The following is a 24108-nucleotide window of genomic DNA, read 5'->3' as shown; positions in this document are numbered from 1 at the left end:
CTCATCGCGGCGACACGGGAAACGAGCGGCGACCTTTTCGGCAAGGCAATGGTCGCCTGGCTTCGGCAGCATGTCCGCTTCGATCACTGCGTGATCTTCGGCTATCGCGGCGCCTCGCGCCCACCGCTGCTTTTCGAGACATTCTCGCCGGCCGAAAGCCACGTCTTCGTGGCGTTGTACCAGGAAGGGCCTTATCTGCTCGATCCGTTCCATCACGCGGCGGTCGAGCGCAAGGAAGGTTTTTGGCGCATGCGCGAACTGGCGCCTGACCGCTTTTATGCCAGCGAATACTACCGCTCCTACTACAGCCAGACCAAACTGGCCGAGGAGGTCGGCTTCTTCGTGCCGCTGCCAGGCAAGGATGCGCTGGTGCTGTCGCTGATGCGGTTGCGCACTGCGGGGACATTCGGAACCGCCGATGCCAGGCTGCTGCGCGATATGGCGCCGGCAGTGATCGGTTTCGCCAGGCTGCGTTGGCCGGCTCTTCCGAATGACGAACCGGCGAGGACGAAACAATACGAAGCGATCGCTCCGACCCATGAGTTCGACCGCGCCCACATCTGGAAGAGCCTTTCGCTGACGCCGCGCGAAAAGCAGGTCGTCGACCTGGTGCTGCAGGGCCATTCCACGGAATCGATCGCCAGAGCCATGCGGATCGTGCCGGGAACGGTGAAGGTCCACCGCCGCAATATCTACCGCAAGCTGAAGATCAAGTCGCAGGCCGGTCTCTTCGCGCGCTTCGTCGAGATCATAGACGCGCGGATCAGTAGTCCATAATTTCGCAATGGCCTTGCTCAAGCGGTTAGCTGGCGACGCCCTCCCATGAGCCGGACACTGCCATCTGCCGGAGCAGGGGCGTTACCCGAAAGATCTCCTTGCCGGTCTGCTCGTGCCAATGGTCGAGCCGCGCGACGATCTTGTCCACCCCTTCGAGGCCGGCCCAGAACATCGGCCCGCCCTTGCCCACCGGAAAGCCGTAGCCATTGACCCAGACGACATCGATGTCGGAGGCGCGGGCGGAGATCTTCTCCTCGAGGATTTTCGCCCCTTCATTGATCAGCGGATAGAGCGTGCGCTCGATGATCTCATCGGCGCTGATGGTGCGCGGCGCGATACCCTTTTCGGCCGCCTTGGCGCGGATCAGCGCTTCGACGTCCGGGTCGGGAGCCGGTACGCGTGAACCGTTCTCATAGAGATAAAAGCCCCTGCCGGTCTTCTGGCCGAAACGCCCTTGTTCGCACAGCGCATCGGCGATCGCGGCTGTCTGGCCGCGCGCCTTGCGGTTGCGCCAGCCTATGTCAAGGCCGGCAAGGTCGCCCATCTGGAACGGCCCCATCGGCCAACCGAAATCGGTGAACGCCCGGTCGATCTGGCTGGGCGTCGCGCCTTCGAGCAACAGCGCCTCGGATTCGGCGCCACGCGCCGCCAGCATGCGGTTGCCGACGAAACCATGGCAGACGCCGACGACGACCGGCACCTTGCCGATCCGCCGCGCCAGCTCGACGACCGTCGCCAGCGCATCGGGGGCCGTCTTCTCGGCCCGCACGATCTCCAGCAGCTTCATGACGTTTGCCGGCGAAAAGAAATGCAGGCCGAGCACATCCTGGGGACGCGAGGTCGAGGCAGCGATTTCGTTGACGTCGAGATAGGAGGTGTTGGTGGCCAGGATCGCGCCCGGTCTGGCCACCGCGTCGAGCCTGCCGAACACTTCTTTCTTGACCGCCATCTCCTCGAACACCGCCTCGACGATCAGGTCGCAGTCGGCGAGATCGTTATAATCCGTCGTGCCCTTGAACAGGCCGAGCCGCTGGCGCTTGGCCTCTTCGCTCAACGAGCCGCGCGCGACGGAAACGGCATAATTCTTGTCGATCGTCGCCAAGCCGCGTTGCAGCGCCTCGCCGCTGGTTTCCAGCAAGGTGACGGGGTAGCCGCCATTGGCGAAGGCCATGGCGATGCCGCCGCCCATCGTGCCGGCGCCGATAACGCCAATGCGGGCGATCTTGCGCCGTGAAAGATCCTTGCCTGGAATCTTTGCCGCCTCACGTTCGGCGAAAAACAGATGCCGCTGGGCGCGCGACTGGTCGCCTCCGACCAGTTTCAGGAACAGCGTGCGCTCCGCCGCCAGCGCTTCGTCAAAGGGCAGCGTGATGGCATTGCGCACTGCCTGCGCGCAGGCGATCGGCGCTTCGAGGCCCCGCGCCTTTTTGGCAAGCTCAGCAGCCTGCTTGTCGAATTCAGGCAATTCGGCCGGATCGAGGCGATCGAGGCGATCGCGCACCGGCGTAAACCGGCCTCCCTTGGCGGCCATGTCCCTGGCGAAACTGATCGCCTTCGCCGTCAGGTCGCTATCGAAGACGGCATCCACCAGGCCTGCGGCGAGCGCCTCGGCTGCACCGATCGGTGTTCCCGATACAATCATGCCGAGGGCTTTCTCTGCGCCGACAAGGCGCGGCAGGCGCACCGTGCCGCCGCCGCCCGGCAGCAGGCCGAGTTTCACCTCCGGCAGGCCGAGCTTGGCGCCCGCATCGGCGACACGGACGTGGCAACTGAGCGCCAGTTCCAGACCACCGCCGAGCGCGGTGCCGTGAATGGCGGCGACCGTCGGCTTGGCGATAGCCTCCAACACGGCAATGATGGCGCGCAGTTCGGGCTGCTGCATCGGCTTGCCGAATTCGGTGATGTCGGCGCCGGCAACGAAGGTCCGCCCGGCACAGGCGATGACGATAGCGGCGACCTCGGGATCGTCCCGCAACGAAACCAGCGCCTGCATCAGCGGCTCGCGGACATGGAAGCTCAGTGCGTTGACCGGCGGATTGTCGATGCTGACGACCGCGACGCCGCCATCCCTGGTAACGCTGACGAAATTGGACAAGCAAAACCTCTCGCAATGATATTGGCCGACCGCAACCGCGCGACAGGACTTACAGCGCCTATGTCCGGATGGGAACCGGATGTTTTCCGGCAGGACAGGTATGCTCGATTGGCACTGGTCGACCGGAATTGAAGCCGCCTCAGCGCAGCGCCTTCTGCCCACCCGCAGCCGTAATCACACCCACAATAATCAGCCCCGTCAGCACCAGCCGCACTCCGGCGCTTACACCGAATGTGTTGAGCATGGTGAGCAGCAGCACCAGGAACAGTGCGGCGCCCCAGACGCCCGGCACATTGGCCTTGCCGCCCGCCACCGACGTGCCGCCGATGACGACCACGGCTATCGATGCCAGGAGATACTCGTTGCCGATATCGACATTGGCGCCGCGGAAATAGCCGGCGAGCAGCGCCCCGTCGAGGCCACCGAGTGCGCCCGACAGCGTGTAGGTAAGGAAGCGGGTGCGGCCGACATTGACGCCGGCGAGCCAGGCGGCGCGGATGTTCTGGCCGATCGCCAGCACCGAGCGGCCATAGATCATGCGCTGCAATGCGATCGCTGCGCCGATGGTGAACACCACTGTCAGGATCGCCAGAACCGGAATGCCGAAAACCTGCCAGTTGGTGAAATCGGCAAAGCCCGGCGGCGGCTTGATCTGCAGGCCGCGCCCATAGCTGATGTCGATCGACTGGATGATGAAGCTGGCCGACAGCGTGGCGATGATCGGCGGAATGCGCAGCGCCCGGATCAAGAGATAGTTGGCGGCGCCGATGGCCATGCCGCAGGCGAGCGCCGCCAGCAGCCCGACGACAATCATCGCATCATTGCCGTCCATCACCTTCATGGCCACCGCGCTGGCAAGGCCGATATTGGCCGGCAGCGACAGGTCGACATTGCCCGGCCCGAGCGTGATGACGAACATCTGCCCGACGCCGACGATGACGGTGAAGACGGCGAGCGAAAGTGCGGCCGTGATCATGCCGCCGCCGCCATAGCCGCCGGTGAAGGCGACCGTCGCCAGCCACACCAGGCCCGCGCCTATGAAGGACCACACCCAGGGTTTGGCGAGCAGCAATCGCAACGAAGCCATCGCTCACCTCTCCCTGCGGCTGATCAGCACCCGGGCCGCCAGCACGATGATCAGGATCGCGCCGTTGGCCGCCACCTGCCAGTCGGGCGGGATATGCATGAAGGTCAGCAGCGGCGAGGCGGCGAGCGCCAGCGTCAGCGCGCCGAGCACCGCGCCGATCGGCGACACCCGGCCGCCGACGAATTCGCCGCCACCAAGGATGACGCCGGCGATCGACAGCAGCGTATAGCCATTGCCGATATTGGCGTCGGCCGAGGTGGTGATGCCGATCAGCGCCATGCCCGACAGCACGCCGAACAGGCCGGCCAGCGCAAACAGCACGATCTTGGTGCGGAGCAATGACCAGCCGGCGCGCTCGAGTGCCGCGGCATTGCCGCCCGAACCGCGCAGGATCACGCCATAGGAGGTGCGCATCAATCCGAAATGGACGACGGCCGCGATCAGCAGCGCGGCGATGATCGGGAAGGGAACCAAAGGCGGCTTGAAGGCCATCAGCGACAGCAGCCAGTCCGGCGCCTTGCCGCCGGGTTTCGGCAGGACGAGGATCGCCAGCCCCTGCCAGACGAAGCTCATGCCCAGCGTCACCACGATCGAGGGCAGATTGCGCAGATGGATCAGCGCGCCGAGCAGCGCGTAGACGCCGATCGACCCGAGCAGGATCAGGACGCCGATGAGCGGTGCATCCTTCAGCCATGTCGCCGTGACGCAGCCGACAAAACCGACAAAGGTGCCGATCGACAGATCGAGCTCGTTGCCGGCGATGACGAACATCTGCGCGATCGTCGCCAGCGCGATCGGGATCGCCAGGTTGAGCATCAGGCTGAAGCCGAAATAGCTGATGGCGCGCGGGTTGAGCCAGGCGATCGCCAGCAGCACCAGCACCAGCGACAGGGCCGGCAGCAGGCTGCGCAGCATGCGCGCCCTTGCAGCGCCCCGTGCCGAGGAATTGTTGCGGCTGGTTCCCAAAGAGGCTGCCGTCATCTCAGGCCGCGTCGCCGAACGACGACTGGATGATCTTTTCCTCCGTCAGCTCGTCGCGGCGAAGATTGGCGACGATGCGGCCGTTCTTGAAAACATGGATGTGGTCGCAATTGTCGAGCTCTTCGGTTTCGGTTGTGTACCAGAGGAAGGTGCGGCCGTTGCGGGCCTCTTCGCGCACCAAATCGTAGACTTCCAGCTTGGTGCCGATATCGACGCCGCGCATCGGGTCGTCCATCAGCACGATCTTGGCGTCGGAACCGAGCGCCCGGGCAAACAGCGCCTTCTGCTGGTTGCCGCCGGACAGCGAGAAGATGTTGTTGTTCATATCGGGGGTGCGAATTCCGATTTTCTCGCGCCAGAAGGTGGCGAGTTCGGCTTCGCGCTGCGGCGAGATCAAGAGGCCGTTGCGCAGCCGCGCCAGCGAGCGGATGCCGATGTTCTGCACGATCGACCATTGCGGGAAAATCCCGTCCGACTGGCGGTCACCGGCCACCAGCGCCACCGGCGCGGTAACCTCGATGCCGGTCTTGGCGCGCGACGCCGCGGCAAAGATCGCAAGCAGCAGGTCGGTCTGGCCGTGGCCGGCAAGTCCGGCAAGCCCGATGATCTCGCCGGCATGCGCCACGAGCTCCTTGCCATCGTCCTGCCTGGCCGGGCGCGCCCGCACCCGCAGAGGCCCGGCCTCCCGTTTCGCGATCTCGGCCGTGATCTTCTCGCGCGCTTCCGCTCCGCCCATGGCCGTGACCAGCCTGTCGCGATCGAAAGCCTTCGCTGCATCGGACGCGACGATCTTGCCGTCGCGCATCACCACGATGCGGTCGGCATTGCCGAGCACCTCGCCCAGGAGGTGCGAGATCAGGATGCAGCTTTTGCCGCTGGCGACGAAGCGCCGCACGAAGGCCAGCAACTGGCCGGCCGTATGCGCATCGAGCGAGGATGTCGGCTCGTCGAGGATGACCAGTTCGAGCGGATCCTGTGTCACCGTGAAAGCGCGCGCCACCTCCACCATTTGCCGCCTGCCGATGGAAAGGGCGCCGGCGATGTCGTCGGCGGAAATGCTGTGGTCCGGGAATATCTCGTCGAGCTTGGCGGCGATGAGCTCGGCCGCCCTGCGCCGCCAGCCGAAGCCGCTGAGCGAGGCGTGGTTGATGCGCGTGTTCTCGGCGACGCTGAGGTTCGGGCAGAGCGACAGTTCCTGGAACACGCAGCGTATGCCGAGCTCAAGCGCACGCGGCACCGAGTAATGCTCCTCGATGCCGCCACGCACGGCGATCCGCCCGCTGTCGGGCATCAGCGTGCCCGCCACCATATGCATGAGCGTCGATTTGCCCGCGCCATTGTGGCCGACGAGACCGACGCACTCTCCAGCCGCAACGTGGAAATCGACACCGGCAAGCGCCCGGACGGCGCCAAAGTGTTTTTCGGCCCCGTCCAACCTGATGATGTCCATACTGGCGGCGCCAAAGTGCCTTTCGGCGCCGTCCCGCCTGATGATGTCTGCGTTAGCCTCGGCCATTCCTAGCGATATCCGGTTGGCAATGCCCCTGGCAACGATTGTGCAACACTCACTTGATGTTGGCTTTGATGGCCGCGATGGCGTCTTCCTGCGTATATTCATGGCTGGCGACGCCGCCCTTGACGATCTTCGGCAGCTCGGCCTCGAAATCGTCCTGGGTGAAGGCCAGGTACGGTACCAGAAGATCGTGCGGAATATCGGTACGGCCATCGAGCACCTGCTGCGCCACCCAGAAGGCGAGCGACGACACGCCTGGCGCGATGGACGCCGACCAGGTCTGGTAGCCGTCCTTGTCCTTCTGCTCCTTCCACCATTGCAGTTCGTCCTGGCGGTTGCCCATGATGATGGTCGGGCGCGGCTTGCCGGCGGCGGCGAAGGCCTGTGCCGCGCCGTAGCCATCGCCGCCCTGATCGACGACGCCGACGATATCGGGCAGCGACGGCAGGATCGTCGCGACCGCCTTCTGTGCCGTGGTCTGGTCCCAGTCGCCGGTGACAGAACCGACGATCTTGAACTCGGGACGGGCAGCGACACCCTCCAGGATGCCGGCATGGATGGCATCGTCGATCGAGGTGCCGGCAAGACCGCGGATTTCCAGGAGATTGCCGCCCTTGGGCTGGAACTTGGCCATCTGCTCGATTTCCTGCCTGCCCATGTCCTTGAAGTCGACGACGACACGGTAGGCACAGGGTTCGGTGACGATGCCGTCGAAGGAGACGACGACGATGCCGACGTCGCAGGCCTGCTTGATGGCGCCGTTGAGCGCATCGGGCGAAGCGGCGTTGATGACGATGGCGTCATAGCCCTGCAAGATCAGGTTCTGCACCTGGGCCGCCTGGGTCGGCACTTCCTTGTCGGCCGTCGTGAAGATATCCGCGGCGGCGACCACCTTGTCTTCGACCGCCTTCTTGGTGACGATGCTGTAGCTGTCGAGCATCGCCTGCCGCCACGAATTGCCGGCATAGTTGTTGGAGAAGGCGATCTTCTTGCCGCTGGTGTCGGCAAGCGCGGTGCCTGATGCGAGCATTGCCGCGAGTGCGCCCAAAACGAGCATTTTCTTCATGTCATACTCCTCCCTGAGTTGCTGGTCTTTATTGACTGCTGATGGCTGTTAGAACTCACGTCCCTGTTTTTTATCTATTGTCAGACAAATGCAGATGGCTCGCAAGCTGTCAACTGCAATCCGTGCTGGGTTGGCGATCAACTTGCGGTGCAAAGATTGAAAAGCCGCCGGCTCTTGGGCTAGGGAAGAGACTGGAGGCCAAAATGGCAGTGACGCCGACAGTTGCGCCGGGCGCGCCCGGAATCCCGGCGCGCTGGACCTCAAGCGCCAAGAGTGGCGTCGGTACAGCACTTTCTCTGGCCAGCCGTGTCTGGTTCACGATCAGCCACGGCATCCTCAACGAGATCTACTATCCCCACCTCGACAGCGCCTGCACGCGCGACATGGGACTGATCGTCACTGGCCCCGGCGGCTATTTCTCCGAGGAAAAGCGCGACGCCGAGCACAGTGTCGAGCCGTTCGAGGATGGCGTGCCTGCCTACAGGCTGCTGAACATAGCGGCCGACGGCACCTACCGGATCGAAAAGCGGATCATTACGGATCCGAAACGCCCCGCTCTGCTGCAGGAAATCACCTTCACGTCGCTGAAAGGTGGCGCTTCCGACTTCAGCGTCTATGCGCTGCTGGCGCCACATCTCGTCAATGCCGGCATGGGCAACACCGCCTGGATCGGCGACCACGAAGGCAAGCCTGTCCTGTTTGCATCGGGGCGTGGTGTCTGCCTGGCGCTCGCCTCCTCGCTCCCCTGGAGCATATGCTCCGCCGGCTATGTCGGCTTCTCCGATGGCTGGCAGCAATTGCAGAACGGCGGCCGGCTCGATCCGGCCTGCCAAAGGGCAGAGGACGGCAATGTGGCATTGACCGGCGCGATCGGCTTTTCGGCCGAGAACCCGAAGGTCTTGCTGGCGCTGGGCTTTGGCGCAACGCCGGACGAGGCTGCGGAAGTCGCTTCGGCGAGCCTGAAGCAGGGCTTCGAGGCCGCCGCCAAGGCCTATGTCGAGAAATGGCGCGGATGGCAGGCGGGGCTGCTGCCGCTCGACCGGCGCACGGCGCAAGGGCTCAACACCTACCGCGTCAGCACCGCGGTTCTGGCGGCGCATCGGTCGATCGCCACGCCAGGCGCGGCCGTCGCCAGCCTGTCGATCCCCTGGGGTTTCAGCAAGGGCGACGACGATCTCGGCGGCTATCATCTGGTCTGGCCGCGCGATCTGGTCGAAACCGCCGGCGGCTTCCTGGCCAGCGGCGATCCTGAGCGGGCACTGGAGATTCTGGACTATCTCCGTTCCATACAGCAGCCCGACGGTCACTGGCCGCAAAACGCCTGGCTCAATGGAACGGCCTATTGGCCCGGCATCCAGATGGACGAATGCGCCTTTCCATTGCTGCTTGCCGACGCGCTGCGCCGCGCCGGGCACCTGCCGCGCCCCGAACTGACGGCCTTCATGCCGATGATCGAGCGGGCTGCTTCCTATGTCATGCGCAATGGTCCCGTCACCGGCGAGGATCGCTGGGAAGAGGATGCCGGCTACAGCCCGTTCACGCTGGCCGTCGAGATATCAGCACTGCTCGCCGCCGCCGACATGTTCGATGCTTGCGATAAACATCAGCCGGCAAACTATCTGCGCGAAACCGCCGATATCTGGAACGACCAGATCGAGCGCTGGACCTATGTCACCGGCACTTCGCTGTGCCAAGAGGTCGGTGTCAAAGGCTACTACGTCCGCATCGCGCCACGCGACGCCGCGGGTGCTGCCTCACCAAAGGACGGCTACGTGCCGATCAAGAACCGGCCGCCCGGCGATACCGACCGGCCGGCGGAGGCGATCGTCAGCCCGGATGCGCTGGCGCTCGTCCGCTTCGGTCTGAGAGCCGCCGATGACCCGCGCATCGTCGACACGCTGAAGATTGTCGACGCCACGCTGCGCTGCGACCTTCCGCAAGGGCCGGTCTGGTATCGCTATACCGGCGACGGCTACGGCGAACATGAAGGTGGCACGCCCTTCGACGGGACCGGCCAGGGCCGCGCCTGGCCGCTGCTCGCCGGCGAGCGCGCCCATTACGAGCTGGCGGCGGGGCGCAAGGAGAGGGCGGCGAGCCTGCTAAGGACGTTTGAGGGCTCGGCCGGGCATGGCGGCCTGCTGCCGGAGCAGGTCTGGGACGGTCCCGACATGCCGGAACGCGAATTGCGGCGCGGCGGACCCTCGGGCAGCGCCATGCCGCTGGTCTGGGCGCATTCGGAGCATATCAAATTGCTGCGGTCGCTCCGCGATGGCGCGGTCTTCGACATGCCGCCGCAAGGGGTGAAGCGCTACATCAGGGATAAAACAGTCTCGCCGTTCCGGACATGGCGCTTCAACCACAAGGTCCGCGCCATCCCCGCCGGCAAGCTCTTGCGGCTGGAATTGCTGGCACCGGCGATCGTCCATTGGAGCCGCGACAACTGGGCGACCGCCCATGACAGCCGGACCACCGAGAACGCCTTTGGCATCCATCTTGCGGATCTGCCGGTTGCCGACGTTCCGCCCGGCGATACGATCGTCTTTACTTTTCTCTGGTCCGATGCAGGCCGATGGGAGAATGTCGACTTTTCCGTCGCCATCGATAGGTCGGACGGCCAATGATTTCGATTCCTCAAGCCACCGGGACAAGACCATGCAAATAGGAATGATGGGACTGGGCAGGATGGGCGCCAATATGGTGCGGCGCCTGCTGCGCGACGGCCACGAATGCGTCGTCTACGACATCAACCCGGCCAGCGTCGCGGCCCTGGTCAAGGATGGCGCGATCGGCGCTGCCTCGATGGAAGAGTTCGTCGGCAAGCTGGCCAAGCCGCGCAGCGCCTGGCTGATGCTGCCGGCGGCGATCACCGGCAAGATCGCCGACCAGGTGGCAGCGCTGATGGAGCCCGGCGACATTATCATCGACGGCGGCAATTCCTATTACCACGACGCCGTCGACCAGGCCGCCGAGCTCGCGGCCAAGGGACTGCACTATGTCGATGTCGGCACCAGCGGCGGTGTCTGGGGCCTCGATCGCGGCTATTGCCTGATGATCGGCGGTCCCGATGGCGCGGTCCAGCACCTCGATCCGATCTTCGCGACGCTGGCGCCGGGCGCCGATGCCGGCGCCACTCCGGCCAAGGACGCCGGAACAGCGCCCTTCGGCTATCTCCATTGCGGACCGAGCGGCGCCGGCCATTTCGTCAAAATGGTCCATAACGGCATCGAATACGGCGTCATGGCCGCCTATGCCGAAGGCATGAACATCCTGAAGTCGGCGAATGCGGGCAAGCGCAAACGCACGGCCGATGCCGAGACCAGCCCGCTGGAGAACCCGCAATATTACCAGTTCGACATCGACCTTGCCGAGGTGGCCGAGGTCTGGCGGCACGGCAGCGTCATCGGCTCCTGGCTGCTCGACCTGACGGCTGGCGCTCTGAAGAGCGACTCCGCTTTGGCCCAGTTCGGCGGCCGGGTTTCGGATTCCGGCGAAGGCCGCTGGACGCTGAAGGCGGCGATCGACACCGGTGTGCCGGCGCCGGTGCTGTCCTCGGCCCTGTTCGATCGCTTTTCCTCGCAAGGCGAATCCGAATTTGCCGACAAGCTTTTGTCCGCCATGCGCTTTGCCTTCGGCGGCCATGTCGAGAAGCCGAAGACCGGCGTGTGAGCGGGGAAGACAGGATGAGCCAGGAACGGTCCGACACGCTGGTGCTCTTCGGAGCCACCGGCGATCTTGCCCACAAGAAGATATTTCCCGCACTCTACCAGATGGTCGCCAAGGGCACCCTCACCGAGCCGGTGATCGGCGTCGCCTTCGATCCCTGGGACATCGGCAAGCTGCAGGCGCGCGCCCGCGACGGCATCGTCAACGCCATCGGCAAGATCGACGAAAAGATCTTCGCCAAATTCGCCTCGCAATTGCGCTATGTCAGCGGCGACTACCGCGACGGGGCGACCTTCGAGAAGTTGAAGAGCGCGCTTGGATCGGCGCAGCGGCCGCTGCACTATATGGCGGTGCCGCCGACCATGTTCGAGACCGTCGTCCAGGGGCTGGAACAATCCGGAACGGCGAATGGCGCGCGCCTGATGGTGGAAAAACCCTTCGGCCATGATTTGCAATCGGCGCGTTGGCTGAACCGGGTGCTGCATCTGGTGTTCGACGAACAGTCGATCTTCCGCATCGATCACTATCTCGGCAAGGAGGCGATCCAGAATCTGCTCTATTTCCGCTTCGCCAATTCCTTTCTCGAACCGATCTGGAACCGCAACTACGTCGAGAGCGTGCAGATCACCATGGCCGAGGATTTCGGCGTCGAGGGCCGCGGCCGCTTCTATGACGAGGTCGGCTGCATTCGCGACGTCATCGAGAACCATCTGCTCAACATCCTGCTGCTGCTCGCCATGGAGCCGCCGGTCGGCCGCTCGGCCGACGACCTGATTGACGAGAAGGTGCAGGTGCTGCGAGCCATCCGCACGCTGACCAGGGACGATGTCGTGCGCGGTCAGTTCAAGGGCTATCTCGCCGAGCCTGGCGTCGCGCCGAACTCGCCGGTCGAGACCTTCGCCGCGGTGCGTTTCTTCGTCGACACCTGGCGCTGGCAGGACGTGCCTTTCTTCATCCGCGCCGGCAAGAATATGCCGGTGCATGTCACCGAGGTGGTGGTGCGGTTGAAGCGGCCGCCACTCGACGTGTTCGACCCGATCAAGCCGGCGGACCAGAACTACGTCCGCTTCCGCATCGACCCGCAAGTGGTGATCGCGATCGGCGCCCAGCGCAAGGACGCCGGCGACGACATGGTCGGCGAGCAGGTGGAACTGACGGCGCTCGACGACTCGAAGGGCGACATGCCGCCCTACGAGCGGCTGATCGGCGACGCCATGAACGGCAACGGCCAGTTGTTCACCCGCCAGGATGCGGCCGAGCTTGCCTGGCGCATCGTCGGCCCGGTGCTCGGCGACAAGACGGAGCCGCACATCTACCAGCCGAAGACCTGGGGGCCGGTCGACGCCATGGACGGCTTCGGGCCACCGAATGGCTGGATCAATCCATCGAAATAAGTTCCGGAGAGACAAAGAGATGGCCAAGACGGCAAAGCCGGCCGCGGCGAATGGCGAACAGATCGTGCTGTCGATCGACATTGGCGGCTCTCACGTCAAGATCCTGACCAGCACCGGCGGCGAGGAGCGCCGGGTCGATTCCGGACCTGGCTTGACGCCGCGACAGATGATCGCGGCCGTCAAGACACTCGCCGAGGGCTTGCCATACGACGTCATCTCGATGGGTTATCCCGGCCCGGTGAACCACAACAGGCCGCTGATGGACCCCGCCAATCTCGGCAAGGGCTGGGCCGGCTTTGATTTCGCTGCCGCGTTCGGCAAGCCGGTGAAAGTCGTCAACGACGCGCTGATGCAGGCCATCGGCAGCTATGAGGGTGGCCGCATGCTGTTCCTCGGCCTGGGCACCGGCCTGGGCGCCGCGATGATCGTCGACAATGTCGCCCAGCCGATGGAGCTTGCGCATCTGCCTTACAGGAAGGGCGGCAGTTTCGAGGATTACGTCGGCGAACGCGGGCTGGAAAAGCGCGGCAAGAAGAAATGGCGCAAATACGTTTTCGACGTGGTCGATCGGCTGCGCGCCGCCATGCAGCCTGATTACGTGGTCATCGGCGGCGGCAATGTCGACAAACTCGACGAATTGCCCGTCGATTCCAGGCGCGGCGACAACACGCGCGCCTTCGAAGGCGGATTTCGACTGTGGCGCGACAAATCACTGATCGTCTGATATTGTGATGGTGTGAAGTTTTATTTGAGCATGTCGCTGTACCAAAACCGCTGCTCACTTTTCAGGCAACATGCTCTGGAGGCCTGACCTGTTGATCTGGTCCTGCCATTAGTATTATTGTTTCAAAATAATGTGTGGCGTGGTGCGGCGTCATTGCATTGCGCAGATTTGCCGACTAGGAATTCTGCCAGCCCACGGATGGAGAAATTAGATTGACCGACGATAGCAACAACGCTCGCAAGGACATTGACCTTCTCGAGCTGACCGCCCACATCGTGTCCGCCTACGTCGAAAAGAACCGCCTGCCCGCTTCCGGTCTCGGCGATCTCATCGCCAGCGTCAGCGCCTCGATAAGCGGGCTCGGACAACCCGCCATCCCGGCTCCGGTACCGCTGACGCCCGCGGTCAATCCCAAGAAGTCCGTGACGCCGGATTTCATCATCTGTCTCGAAGACGGCAAGAAGTTCAAATCGCTGAAGCGCCATATCGGCGTCCATTTCGGGCTGACGCCGGACGCCTATCGCGCAAAATGGGGCTTGCCATCGGACTATCCCATGGTCGCTCCCAACTATGCCGCCTCGCGCTCGCAACTGGCGAAGGCAATCGGCCTTGGCCGCAAGGCCGCCCCGCCGGCGCCCGTCAAGGGCAAGGACAGGAAGGTCAAGGCTTCGGCCTGAGGCATCGTTCGAAGCCTGGCAAAGCCTCGAAGCTCGGCGGGACAGCCCCCTCTGTCCTGCCGGACAGAGGGGGCGCCAACCTCTCCATCTCCGCCAAGCGCATGCCCGGAAAATCCTTGATCCAGAGCCGTTTTTTGCGCGCGCGTTGCACCGAACCGGACTAAAAGCGTGGTGGCCGGACCAGCGCCCATCATGGAAGAGCCCCGCCGGCCGATACACAATCACGCCGGGGCCACTCTAGGATGACAGCCGAACAGACCTCACCCGACCAGCGCTATGCCGCCTTCCGGCACAAAGCCTTCCTCAGCTACTGGGCGGCGCGCTTCCTCACCACTTTCGCGACCATGATCGTCTCCGTCGCGGTCGGCTGGCAGGTCTATGACCTGACGCGCGATCCTTTCGATCTCGGCATTGTCGGCATCGTCCAGTTCCTGCCGTCACTGCTTCTGGTGCTGGTCACCGGTGTCGTCGCCGACCGCTTCGGCCGCCGTCTGATCATGGCGCTGTCGACGCTGATCGAGGCGGCCTGTGCGCTCGTCCTGCTGTATTTGACGCTGCGCGGTCTCGTCAGCCCGCTGCCGATCTTCGCCGTGCTCGCTCTGTTTGGCGTAGCGCGCGCCTTTTACGGACCGGCTTCGTCCTCGCTGTTCGCCAATCTGGTGCCGCCGGAGGATTTCGGCAACGCGATTGCCTGGAACTCGTCCGCCTGGCAGACGGCGACCATTGTCGGCCCGGTAGCCGGCGGCCTGCTCTATGGCCTCTCGGCCGAAGTCGCATATGCCACCGCCGCCGTTTTGATGGCGGTGGCCGCCCTGCTGATCTACACCATTCCGAAGCCGGCCCAACGGACCGCCACCGACAAGCCGTCGATGCAGACACTGTTTGCCGGCTTCCGCTACATCTGGAGCGAGAAGATCGTGCTCGGCGCCATCTCGCTCGACCTCTTCGCCGTGCTTCTATCCGGCGCCTCGGCGCTGCTGCCGGTCTACGCGCGCGATATCCTCGAACTCGGCCCTTGGGGCCTTGGCCTGCTGCGCTCGGCGCCAGGCATTGGCGCCATCTGCGTCGCGGTCTGGCTGGCCGGCCATCCGATCCGCAACCATGCCGGCGTGATCATGCTCGGCTTCGTCGCTCTGTTTGGCGCTTTTACCGTGCTGTTCGGCCTGTCGACCCTCACCTGGCTGTCGATTGTCGCGCTTGCGTTCCTCGGCGCCACCGACATGTTCAGCGTCTATATCAGGGAGACGCTGATCCAGTTGTGGACGCCGGACGAGGTGCGCGGCCGCGTCAATGCTGTCAACCAGGTCTTCGTCGGCGCCTCCAACGAGGTCGGCGAATTCCGCGCCGGCACCATGGCGGCGTTGATCGGCACCGTTCCGGCGGTGGTGATAGGCGGCGTCGGGGCGGTGATCGTCGCCGGATTGTGGGCGGTGCTGTTCCCGCAATTGCGCAAGGTGCGCCATCTCAACGGGCGAAACTGACCTCTACCGCGCGGCCTGCTTGCCGAAGATCGTCTGCAGGAATTCGCCGAGCCAGCGCTTGAGATGCATGTCCCAGATCAGCCGGCCGCCGAGATGATCGCGGCCGGGCTGGGCGCCGGGCAGTTCGAAGCGATGCGCGCCGCGCACGACCCAGCGCTGCATCATCGCCCTGGTCAATTCGCCATGGAACTGGATGGCCCAGGCATTGTCGCCATAGCGGAAGGCCTGGTTGGGATAGGTCTCGGCCGTCGCCAGAAGCGTCGCATCCTTCGGCAGCGAAAAGCCCTCGCGATGGAACTGGTAGACCATTTCGGGCCAGTGCATCAGCTTGCGGCCCGCTTCGGTCGCCTTCAGCGGATACCAGCCGATCTCGACCAGCCCCTCGCCATGACCCTCGACCTTGCCACCGAGATGATTGGCCAGCATCTGCGCGCCGAGGCAGATGCCGAGGAAGGGCCGGTTCTCCCTCAGTGGAACGTTCAGCCAGTCGGTCTCGCGGCGGACGAACTCGTCCTCGTCATTGGCGCTCATCGGCCCGCCGAACACCACCGCGCCGGCATGGCCGTCCAGTGTTTCCGGCAAGGCGTCGCCGAGCGGCGGGCGGCGCATGTCGAGGTCGAAACCTTCCTCGATCAGCATATGGCCAACGCGTCCGGGGCTCGAATTCTCCTGATGCAGCACGATCAGGATTTTTGGTTTCGGCCTCGGTCTGGATGGCATGGGAAGGCGGGGTCCTATTCGTCGCTCGACGTTCCGGTGGCGCCGGGCGCCTGCGCCGCCGCCTTGCGGCGCGCCTCGACACGGTCGCGGCGATCGACGCCGATCAGCTCGGCGACGCGCCAGACGGTATTGTCCTCGAGCTCATGCAGCTCGCCGTCGGCATAGACGATCTCCCACATCAGGCCGATAAAGGCCTTGCGCGCGTCCGCGTCGAGATGCCGCTTCAGCACGCTGGTGAAGGCGTAGAGGTCGATCGCCTCGTTGTCGGCGCGCTCGCCGGCCGCGGCCAGCGCATCGAGTTCATCGCCGCTGATCGAATAGCTCTCGGCCAGCACCGCCTTGAAGCGCTCCCATTCGACGTCCTGGCGCACGCCGTCGGCGCTCATCACGTGGTAGAGCAGGGCCGATGCGGCAATGCGCGGATCATCACCGCTGCTGCGAGCGCCGCCGCCAGCCGGCAGATCCCTCAGAAATGACAGGACACGTTCGAACATATGGCTATTCCCAACAGACCAGAATCATCGATTTCGGGCCAGGTCAAAACAAGCGGAACCGGCGCGGCGATTTTTCGTGTCCGTCGTCCGGATCGACGCCGGGGTCGTCGGGAAGCCGGGCCAGTTCCTCCGCCGGCTCGACGGCTTCGGCATCGGCCGGCACCGCGGCAAAGGCGGCTGCCGTGACCGGCGCGACCTGATCCTCACCCCGTTCGGAGGCCGCCCCGGCCGCGGCAGTCGATCTTTCGGCAGCGGCAGCAGGCGTCAGCTCGATCGCCTTTTCCTTCGCCGGCTTCTCCGGTGCTGCAATGACCGGCACCACGGCGTCCGGCCTGTCCTCATCGCTGTCGATCAACTGGCCAAGCCGCTCCATCGGCGCGCGCCATTCGAAGGCGTCGAGCTTGCCGGTGATCGGCGACACCGGCGCCCAATGTTCGGAGATGACGCCGTCGGCAACCCATGCCGGATCGCGCGGCGCGCGCACCGCCTTGGACAAGAGCTGGCGCACCTTGCCCTGATCGCCGGTCTCGGCCTCCTCAATGTCGGCCAGCAGCAGATAGGCGCCTTCGCGGCGATCCATGCGAATGGCCGCCTCCGCCTCCTGGCGGGCGGTCTTGTAATCCTGCGCGTCGAGCGCGGCGCGCGCCACCGTCAGCGAGGATTCGGCGTGGTTCTTCTTCATCTCCTGCAGCTTCTTTGCCCGGTTCAGACGGTCGAGTACGGCATCGGCAGGCCGGGCGTGGGTATAGAGCTCGGCGATCTCGGGATGCGGTTCGGCCTTCCATGCCGCTTCGAGGATCTTCGAGCCCTTGCGCATGTCGTTTTGCCGGAACAACGCCTTGGCGGCGGCAACCGCCGCCGGCGCGAAATCGGGCCGCAGCCGGTTGGCCTCCAGGGCGGCGGTCCTGGCGGCGTCGGGATCGCTGTCGGTCAGCGCTAGCGCCTTGGCGGTAAGCAGCACGGCGCGGCGGCGGTTGGCCGCGTCGCGCTCGATCTGCCGCGTCGATTTCTGCGCCTCGACCAGTTTCAGCGCGCCGTCCCAGTCGCCGCGCCCGGTCAGGTCCTCCAGCGTCGATTCGGCCGCCCAGGCCAGTTGCGGCGCCATCACGGCGGCACGCCCGGCATAATGTCTGGCCGCGTTGCGGTCGCCGAGGCGTTCGGCCTCGAGATAGAGGCCGCGCAGGCCGAGCAGCCGCATTTCGGGATCGTCGAGCATGGTCTCGAACTTTTCTCGCGCGCCTTCATGGTCGCCTTCGAGCAGCGAGGCCTGTGCCTCGAGCAGTTGGATCAGCGGCTCCTGGTCGGAGCGGATCAGCTTTGCCGCTTCCTTGGTCTTCTTGCGCGCCAGCGCCCCGTCGCCGGCGCCGGCGGCGATCATGCCGGTCGACAGCGCCTGGTAGCCGCGATCACGGCGGCGCACGCGGAAATAGCGCGAGATGGTGTAGGGGCTGTTCCACAGCGACTTGATCAACCACCAGACAATCATCACCGCGGCAACCACGGCGACCACGGCCACCGCCGCCACCATCAGGCTGACCTGGTACTGATAGCCGCTGAAGGTGACGATCATCTCGCCCGGCCGGTCGGCCAGCCAGGCAAAGCCGAGCCCGAGCGCGAAGACGACGGCGAGGAAGATGAGAATTCGGATCATCTGGTTTTCCTCATGCCTTCATCGCGCCGGCGATCAGCGAATCAATCTTTGTCTCGACCTCGATGCGCGCCTTCAGTTTGCCGGCAAAGTCTGCGCCGGCGGTTTTCACATCCTCCGGCAGCGCGGCGTACTCGCTGAGCGCCTTGGCGTAGTCACCCTGGTTGACAGCCACCTCCATGCGCGCGACGGTTTCCGGCGCACCGGCGCCTTCGACCGCGCCGATCGGCCTGACCTTGACCAGCGATTCGGCGCTGGACAAAAGGTTCTGCAGGAAGCCGGCATTCTGGTCGACAGGTGCCGCCGCGGTAACCATGGCATTGGCCGCGGCCTCCATTTCGGCCGCGATATCGGCGCGCTTTGCAACGCCCTTTTCGGCATAGGGACGCAGCGCAGCTAACTCCGGCGCGTCCGGCGAGATCGCCGCGAAGGTCTCAAGCTCGGCGGCAAACGGCGCGCCACGGTCGAGCGCCGCCTTCAGCGCCGAGGCCGCGATGGCGAGCGCGATCTTTGGCTGCGAGGACTGCGCCTCGACCTTGCCGGAAAGCTGCGACACCGATTGTTCCAGCGCGCCGAGCCGGCCCTCCTGCACCGTCGCCGCCTCACCGGCGGATTTCAGCGCCGCGTCGAGCCCCGCCAGCTTTTCGTCGAGCGGGCCGAGGTCGACCGGCGCCGTATTGCCGGCCTGGCCAAGTGCTGCGACCGCCGTCTCGATCTGCTTGACCTTGTCGCCCAGCGCTGCAATCCCGGCATTGTCGCCTGCTCCGCCCTGCTCGACTGCCGATTTCAGCGCGGCGACGTCCGTTCTGACCTGATCCAGCGCCGACGCCAGCCCGTCCACCTTGGCCGATGCGTCGCTGTTGCCGCCAGCTTCCTTCAAGCCTGCGATCTCGCTCCTCAGCGAAGCGATTTCACCGTTGACGCCGTCGAGCGACACACTGCCTGCAGCTGAACCCGGCGCGCCGAGCAGACCGGCAAACTGCAGCCCGCCCGCCCCGGCCAGCGCAATGACTCCGCCGATGAGGCCGGCGGCGATGCCGTTGATGCCGCCACGCTTCGGCTGCGCTGCCATGTCCGCGCTCCTCGTTTGGCCTGTTTTCGGCGCGTCTTCGGTAACGCGGGACCCTGTCCCACCGGCTTTGGCGGTCGCGTCATCGAAACCGTAGTCAAAAGATCTGGCCTGGCTCGGCGAAGCATCCGAGCTGGCCGGATAAGGAGATTCCGGTTCTTCGGAACGTCTGGCGCTGGCCTCTGCCGGCTCCTCCGCTCCGATTCGCGGCGCCGTATCGGCGTGCTCCCACGGCTCGAGATCGGTCTGGTCGGCATGCACCGGCTCTTCGGGCACTTCCGGCTGCGGAGCTGCTTCCGCGGCCTTCGCCTCGTCGGTCTGCGCCGCATTGTTCGGTGCTTTGGCCGCATCCTCCTCGACGATGCGCGAGACGGAGCCGGGCTCGAGCTCGATGGTCACCGGCTCGCGACGGTTTTTCGAATGTCGCATTTTCGGCGTCTTGACCATGCTTGGGCTCCGCAGAATTCGCTCGGGATGGTTCAGGAAGGGTCTAGCACATCACCAAGCGGTGAAAAGGGGCGGTGTGATGACGCGGCTCAACGCCGCTTCTGCAAAAGCGCCAGCAGCGCCTCTTCATCAGGCTCTTTCGCAATCTGAATTCCTTCGCTGGAAATATCCCCAAGCGCTGCGGCGATACGCCCCGACAGGGCAAAAAAACGAGTGCTTTCAAAAAGATCGTGTAGCGCTGATCGTCCGGTCAGGATCCGCATCGCTTCCGCTGCCTTGGTCGAATAAAGCAGGACCGTCTCGACCGGCCGGCCGGCCAGCCGTTCGATGATATCAGCGTCGGAATAGTCCAGCGCAATTGTGTCGTAGGTCTCGACGGCGCGGACATGTACCGCGGCCGCCTCGAGCCGCTCCTCGAAGGTTGCAAAGCGCACGCGACCGCACAGATAGGCGATCGTCTTGCCGGACAGGCTGCCCGCAATCGCACTGGCAAGCGCTTCGGCATCTCCGGAACCTTCGCTGACCGACAGAAATCCCGCTGCGCGGGCCGCTTCCGCCGTTCTTTTGCCGACGGCATGGCAAGGCAAGGCCGCGACTGTCGCAATCAGCCCCTTCGGCGCATGGCGTACCGCATTGGCGCTGGTAATGGCAACGGCCACGGCATTGTCCGGAACCGCGCCTGCCTCGGCTGGCAAGGCAACCGTTTCCGTCAGCGGCAGCAGGATCGGCAGGAAGCCCGTGTCCTGCAGCCGCCGCGCGGTGCGCGAGGCGCCCGGTTCCGGCCTCGTCACCAGGACGCGGACCATGTCAGGCCCAGCCGTCGAAGAATTTCTCGCCGGCCTTGGCCCGCACGGTCCGGGCGGCGTCCGCGCCGATCAGCGCGGCATCCCCTGCCGGGCCTTGCGTCTTGACCTCATGCCAGTCCGTGCCATCCGGCGAGATGATCAATCCGGCGAAAAAGACCGTCTCCTCCGCGATCGTCGCATGGCCGGCGATCGGCGTGCGGCAGGAACCGTCGAGCGCCGCCAGGAAAGCCCGTTCGCAGGCCAGCGCCTGGCCGGTCGCCAAATCATGGATCGCCGTCAGCATCTTTTCCACATCGCCATCGCCGATGCGGGTTTCGATGCCGATCGCGCCTTGCCCGGGCGCCGGCGGAAAAGTCTCGAGCGGCATCAGGTCGGTGACGACGTGTTCGAGCCCGAGCCGCTTCAGCCCGGCATAGGCAAGGATGGTGCCGTCGGCGACGCCTTCGTCCAGCTTGCGCAGCCGCGTCTGCACATTGCCGCGAAACATCACCACGTCGAGATCCGGCCGCATGCGCCGGATCAGCGCCTGGCGCCTCAGTGACGACGAGCCGACCTTGGCGCCTTGCGGCAGTTCGACAATCGCCTTCGCCGCCTTGCCGATGAAAGCGTCGCGCGCATCCTCGCGCGGCAGGAAGGCGCTGAGTTCCAGCCCGTCGGGCAACAGCGTCGGCATGTCCTTCGACGAATGCACGGCGATGTCGATGCGCCGCTCAAGCAGCGCTTCCTCGATCTCCTTGGTGAACAGGCCCTTGCCGCCGGCTTCCGACAATGGCCGGTCCTGAATGCGGTCGCCGCTGGTCGAGATGACGACCACTTCGAACGCGTCCTCCGGCAGGCCATGCGCCGCCATCAGCCGCGCCTGCGTTTCATGCGCCTGCGCCAGCGCCAGCGGGCTGCCGCGTGTTCCGATTTTCAAGGTTGTTTGCATGGCGCGCGGTCCGTGATAACCCCCGGCAGGTTGTCGGGCTTTCTCCTACCGGGGAACGCTGGGCTATACAATCTCTAGGGACAGCGACGAATTGATCCGCGTTCTGGGCATTGAGACGAGTTGCGACGAAACCGCTGCCAGCGTGGTGGCGCTCGACGGCACGTCTGCGCCCGAAATCCTGTCCAATATCGTGCTCAGCCAGATCGAGGAACATGCCGCTTTCGGCGGCGTCGTGCCGGAGATCGCGGCGCGCGCCCATGTCGAGGCGCTGGACGGGATTATTGAAGCAGCCCTTGCCGATTCGGGCGCAAAACTCGCCGACATCGATGCCATCGCCGCGACCGCCGGTCCCGGCCTCGTCGGCGGGCTGATCGTCGGATTGATGACGGCCAAGGCGATTGCCGCGGCGGCACACAAGCCGCTGATCGCCATCAACCACCTCGAAGGCCACGCGCTGACCGCCAGGCTGACCGACGGGCTCGACTTCCCCTATCTCTTGCTGCTGGTGTCGGGCGGTCACACGCAGATCGTCGCCGTGCGTGGCGTCGGCGATTATCAGCGCTGGGCAACCACCATCGACGATGCGCTGGGCGAGGCTTTCGACAAGACGGCCAAGATGCTCGGCCTGCCCTATCCCGGCGGACCGAATGTCGAGAAGGCGGCAGCAAGTGGCTATGCCACGCGTTTCGCTTTTCCGCGCCCGATGAAGGGCTCGGCGCAGCCCGATTTCTCCTTTTCCGGGCTGAAGACCGCCGTGCGCCAGGCAGCGACGGCGATTGCCCCGTTGAGCGACCAGGACGTCGCCGACATCTGCGCCTCGTTCCAGGCGGCGGTGGCCGATGCGCTGGGCGATCGTGTTTCGCGGACGCTGACCCGGTTCCGTCTGGAGTTTCCGGGCAAGGCCGGGCCGGCGCTGGTCGTTGCCGGCGGCGTCGCCGCCAACCGCACGATCAAGGCGACACTGGAAGCCCTGTGCGCCGAGGCCGGCTTTGCCTTCGTCGCGCCGCCGCTGAAACTCTGCACCGACAACGCCGCGATGATCGCCTGGGCCGGCATTGAAAGGCTGCGCGCCGGCATCGCGCAAGAAAACGCCGCCGATTTCGTGCCGCGTTCGCGCTGGCCGCTGGACAGCGTCTCCGCCCCGATGGTCGGTTCGGGCCGGCGTGGAGCCAAAGCATGACCAAGGGGGGCATGACCGGCGGCGAGGATGGGGCGCCAAGCGGCTGGCGCGTCGCCGTGCTTGGCGGCGGCGCCTGGGGCACGGCGCTGGCGCTGGCCATGCTGCGTGCCGGCCATTTCGTCCGCCTCTATGCGCGCGACCCGCAGACCGTCGCGGCGATCGACCACGGCGAAAATCCGCGCTATCTGCCGGGTATTGCGATCGAGCCCGGCATCGTGGCGACGAGCGACATCAAGGCCGCGCTCGACGGCGCCGATTGCGTGCTGGCGGTGGCGCCGGCGCAATCGCTGCGCGCCATGCTGGCCACCGCGAAAGACCATATGCCGCAAGGCGTCCCGCTGGTTCTCTGCGCCAAGGGCATCGAGCGCGACACCGGCGCGCCGCTGTCGGCCGTCGCCAGGGAGATCCTGCCCGGCAATCCGGTCGCCGCCCTGTCCGGCCCAAGCTTCGCTACCGACGTCGCCAGAGGCCTGCCGACGGCCGTGGTCGTCGCTGCCCGCGACGCGGATCTGGCCGCGGACCTTGCCGCCCGCTTTTCGGCGGAAAACCTGCGCTGCTATTCGAGCGACGACCTGATCGGCGTCGAGATCGGCGGCGCGCTGAAGAACGTCTTTGCTATTGCCGCGGGTGCTGTCACCGGCGCCGGGCTCGGCGCCAGCGCCCAGGCGGCCATGGTGACGCGCGGCTTCGTCGAATTGCGCCGTATTGGCGCCGCCTTTGGAGCGAAACCGGAAACGCTGATGGGGCTTTCCGGCCTCGGCGACCTTTTGCTCACCTGCTCGTCCACGCAGTCGCGCAACTTCGCCTACGGGCTGGCGCTCGGGCAGGGCAAGCCGCTAGCCGGCCTGCCATTGGCCGAAGGCGTGCCGACGGCGGCAATCGCCGCCCGTATCGCCATCGAGCGTGGCATCGACGCGCCGATCATCACAGCTGTATCAGCCATACTGGACGGCGCCATCACCATAAGCCAGGCTGTGACGGCGCTAATGACGCGACCGCTGAAGATCGAAACCGACATATAATCTCGAACAATCCGGAGCTGAAAAAAATGCTGTTTGCGTGGATTTGCAGGGACAAGCCTGGAAAGCTGCAAGTGCGGCTCGATGCACGGCCCGAGCATGTTGCCTTCCTGGAAGGGCTGAACGGTGAGAAGAAACTGGCCTTTGCCGGTCCGTTCCTCGACGCCGACGGCAAGCCGAATGGCAGTCTCGTCGTGGTCGAGGCGCCAGATCTGGCCGCGGCGGAAGCGCTGTCGGCTGCCGATCCCTATGCCAAGGCCGGGCTTTTCGAGAGCGTCGAAATCCGGCAGTGGAACTGGGTCTTCAACACGCCGGCAGCGAACTGATCTCTGGTTGCGA

Annotated in this window: 21 protein-coding genes; 10 read left to right on the top strand and 11 right to left on the bottom strand. The window is 65.1% G+C overall.

Going from position 1 to position 24108, the window contains the following annotated elements; translation table 11 throughout:
• On the top strand, window positions 1-777 hold a 777-nt coding region (locus MESS2_RS07240; RefSeq protein ID WP_083918413.1), incomplete at its 5' end, for a helix-turn-helix transcriptional regulator.
• 25 nt (window positions 778-802) lie between these two features.
• Here MESS2_RS07240 and MESS2_RS07235 read toward each other — a convergent pair.
• The 5 genes from MESS2_RS07235 to MESS2_RS07215 all read right to left on the bottom strand — a co-directional run bounded on the left by MESS2_RS07235 (window position 803) and on the right by MESS2_RS07215 (window position 7519).
• Entirely contained in the window at window positions 803-2872 is a 2070-nt protein-coding gene (locus MESS2_RS07235) for a 3-hydroxyacyl-CoA dehydrogenase NAD-binding domain-containing protein (RefSeq protein ID WP_008873504.1), read from the bottom strand.
• A 139-nt stretch (window positions 2873-3011) separates the two neighbouring features.
• Window positions 3012-3959: an ABC transporter permease gene (locus MESS2_RS07230; RefSeq protein ID WP_008873503.1), complete on the bottom strand. Its 948-nt coding sequence runs from the start codon at window positions 3957-3959 to the stop codon at window positions 3012-3014.
• Window positions 3960-3962: 3 nt separating this feature from the next.
• A complete protein-coding gene (locus MESS2_RS07225; protein ID WP_008873502.1) occupies window positions 3963-4940 on the bottom strand; it encodes an ABC transporter permease in 978 nt (325 codons plus the stop codon).
• A gap of 1 nt (window position 4941) precedes the next feature.
• Window positions 4942-6456, bottom strand: coding sequence for a sugar ABC transporter ATP-binding protein (locus MESS2_RS07220; RefSeq protein ID WP_008873501.1), 1515 nt, complete (start codon window positions 6454-6456; stop codon window positions 4942-4944).
• A gap of 49 nt (window positions 6457-6505) precedes the next feature.
• Entirely contained in the window at window positions 6506-7519 is a 1014-nt protein-coding gene (locus MESS2_RS07215; RefSeq protein ID WP_008873500.1) for a substrate-binding domain-containing protein, read from the bottom strand.
• A 203-nt stretch (window positions 7520-7722) separates the two neighbouring features.
• Between MESS2_RS07215 and MESS2_RS07210 the strand changes: the two genes are divergently transcribed.
• The 6 genes from MESS2_RS07210 to MESS2_RS07185 all read left to right on the top strand — a co-directional run bounded on the left by MESS2_RS07210 (window position 7723) and on the right by MESS2_RS07185 (window position 15458).
• Entirely contained in the window at window positions 7723-10140 is a 2418-nt protein-coding gene (locus MESS2_RS07210) for a glucan 1,4-alpha-glucosidase (protein WP_008873499.1), read from the top strand.
• A 31-nt stretch (window positions 10141-10171) separates the two neighbouring features.
• On the top strand, window positions 10172-11185 hold the full coding sequence (gnd, locus tag MESS2_RS07205) for a phosphogluconate dehydrogenase (NAD(+)-dependent, decarboxylating) (protein ID WP_040592405.1): 1014 nt from the start codon (window positions 10172-10174) through the stop codon (window positions 11183-11185).
• A 14-nt stretch (window positions 11186-11199) separates the two neighbouring features.
• Window positions 11200-12576 carry a glucose-6-phosphate dehydrogenase gene (zwf, locus tag MESS2_RS07200; RefSeq protein WP_008873497.1) on the top strand — a complete coding sequence of 459 codons (1377 nt, stop codon included), beginning with the start codon at window positions 11200-11202 and terminating at the stop codon, window positions 12574-12576.
• Window positions 12577-12595: 19 nt separating this feature from the next.
• Entirely contained in the window at window positions 12596-13300 is a 705-nt protein-coding gene (locus MESS2_RS07195) for an ROK family protein (protein ID WP_008873496.1), read from the top strand.
• Between the two features lie 212 nt (window positions 13301-13512).
• Window positions 13513-13977, top strand: a complete 465-nt coding sequence (locus tag MESS2_RS07190) for a Ros/MucR family transcriptional regulator (protein ID WP_008873495.1) — start codon at window positions 13513-13515, stop codon at window positions 13975-13977.
• Between the two features lie 242 nt (window positions 13978-14219).
• A complete protein-coding gene (locus MESS2_RS07185) occupies window positions 14220-15458 on the top strand; it encodes an MFS transporter (protein ID WP_008873493.1) in 1239 nt (412 codons plus the stop codon).
• A gap of 3 nt (window positions 15459-15461) precedes the next feature.
• On the opposite strand, the gene MESS2_RS07180 is transcribed toward MESS2_RS07185, so the two are convergent.
• The 6 genes from MESS2_RS07180 to hemC all read right to left on the bottom strand — a co-directional run bounded on the left by MESS2_RS07180 (window position 15462) and on the right by hemC (window position 21570).
• Window positions 15462-16178, bottom strand: coding sequence for a glutamine amidotransferase (locus MESS2_RS07180; protein ID WP_008873492.1), 717 nt, complete (start codon window positions 16176-16178; stop codon window positions 15462-15464).
• 14 nt (window positions 16179-16192) lie between these two features.
• Entirely contained in the window at window positions 16193-16672 is a 480-nt protein-coding gene (locus tag MESS2_RS07175; protein ID WP_008873491.1) for a tellurite resistance TerB family protein, read from the bottom strand.
• A gap of 43 nt (window positions 16673-16715) precedes the next feature.
• Window positions 16716-18323, bottom strand: coding sequence for a heme biosynthesis protein HemY (locus MESS2_RS07170; protein ID WP_008873490.1), 1608 nt, complete (start codon window positions 18321-18323; stop codon window positions 16716-16718).
• A gap of 10 nt (window positions 18324-18333) precedes the next feature.
• Window positions 18334-19836, bottom strand: a complete 1503-nt coding sequence (locus tag MESS2_RS07165) for a COG4223 family protein (protein ID WP_008873489.1) — start codon at window positions 19834-19836, stop codon at window positions 18334-18336.
• A gap of 89 nt (window positions 19837-19925) precedes the next feature.
• A complete protein-coding gene (locus MESS2_RS07160) occupies window positions 19926-20642 on the bottom strand; it encodes a uroporphyrinogen-III synthase (RefSeq protein ID WP_008873488.1) in 717 nt (238 codons plus the stop codon).
• 1 nt (window position 20643) lies between these two features.
• Window positions 20644-21570, bottom strand: coding sequence for a hydroxymethylbilane synthase (gene hemC, locus MESS2_RS07155; protein ID WP_008873487.1), 927 nt, complete (start codon window positions 21568-21570; stop codon window positions 20644-20646).
• A 94-nt stretch (window positions 21571-21664) separates the two neighbouring features.
• Here hemC and tsaD point away from each other — a divergent pair, with 94 nt between their 5' ends.
• The 3 genes from tsaD to MESS2_RS07140 are packed head-to-tail and all read left to right on the top strand — an operon-like array spanning window position 21665 to window position 24095.
• A complete protein-coding gene (gene tsaD / locus MESS2_RS07150; protein WP_209436083.1) occupies window positions 21665-22750 on the top strand; it encodes a tRNA (adenosine(37)-N6)-threonylcarbamoyltransferase complex transferase subunit TsaD in 1086 nt (361 codons plus the stop codon).
• The gene (locus MESS2_RS07145) at window positions 22747-23772 is read left to right on the top strand and encodes an NAD(P)H-dependent glycerol-3-phosphate dehydrogenase (RefSeq protein WP_008873485.1); all 1026 of its coding nucleotides are present in this window, start codon (window positions 22747-22749) and stop codon (window positions 23770-23772) included. The genes tsaD and MESS2_RS07145 overlap by 4 nt, the downstream gene beginning before the upstream one ends.
• Window positions 23773-23798: 26 nt before the next feature.
• Window positions 23799-24095, top strand: coding sequence for a YciI-like protein (locus tag MESS2_RS07140; RefSeq protein ID WP_008873484.1), 297 nt, complete (start codon window positions 23799-23801; stop codon window positions 24093-24095).
• Window positions 24096-24108 lie beyond the last annotated feature (13 nt).

The sequence above is a fragment of the Mesorhizobium metallidurans STM 2683 genome (assembly GCF_000350085.1).
GTDB classification, from domain to species: domain Bacteria; phylum Pseudomonadota; class Alphaproteobacteria; order Rhizobiales; family Rhizobiaceae; genus Mesorhizobium; species Mesorhizobium metallidurans.
This window is presented reverse-complemented; position numbering and strand designations above follow the sequence as displayed.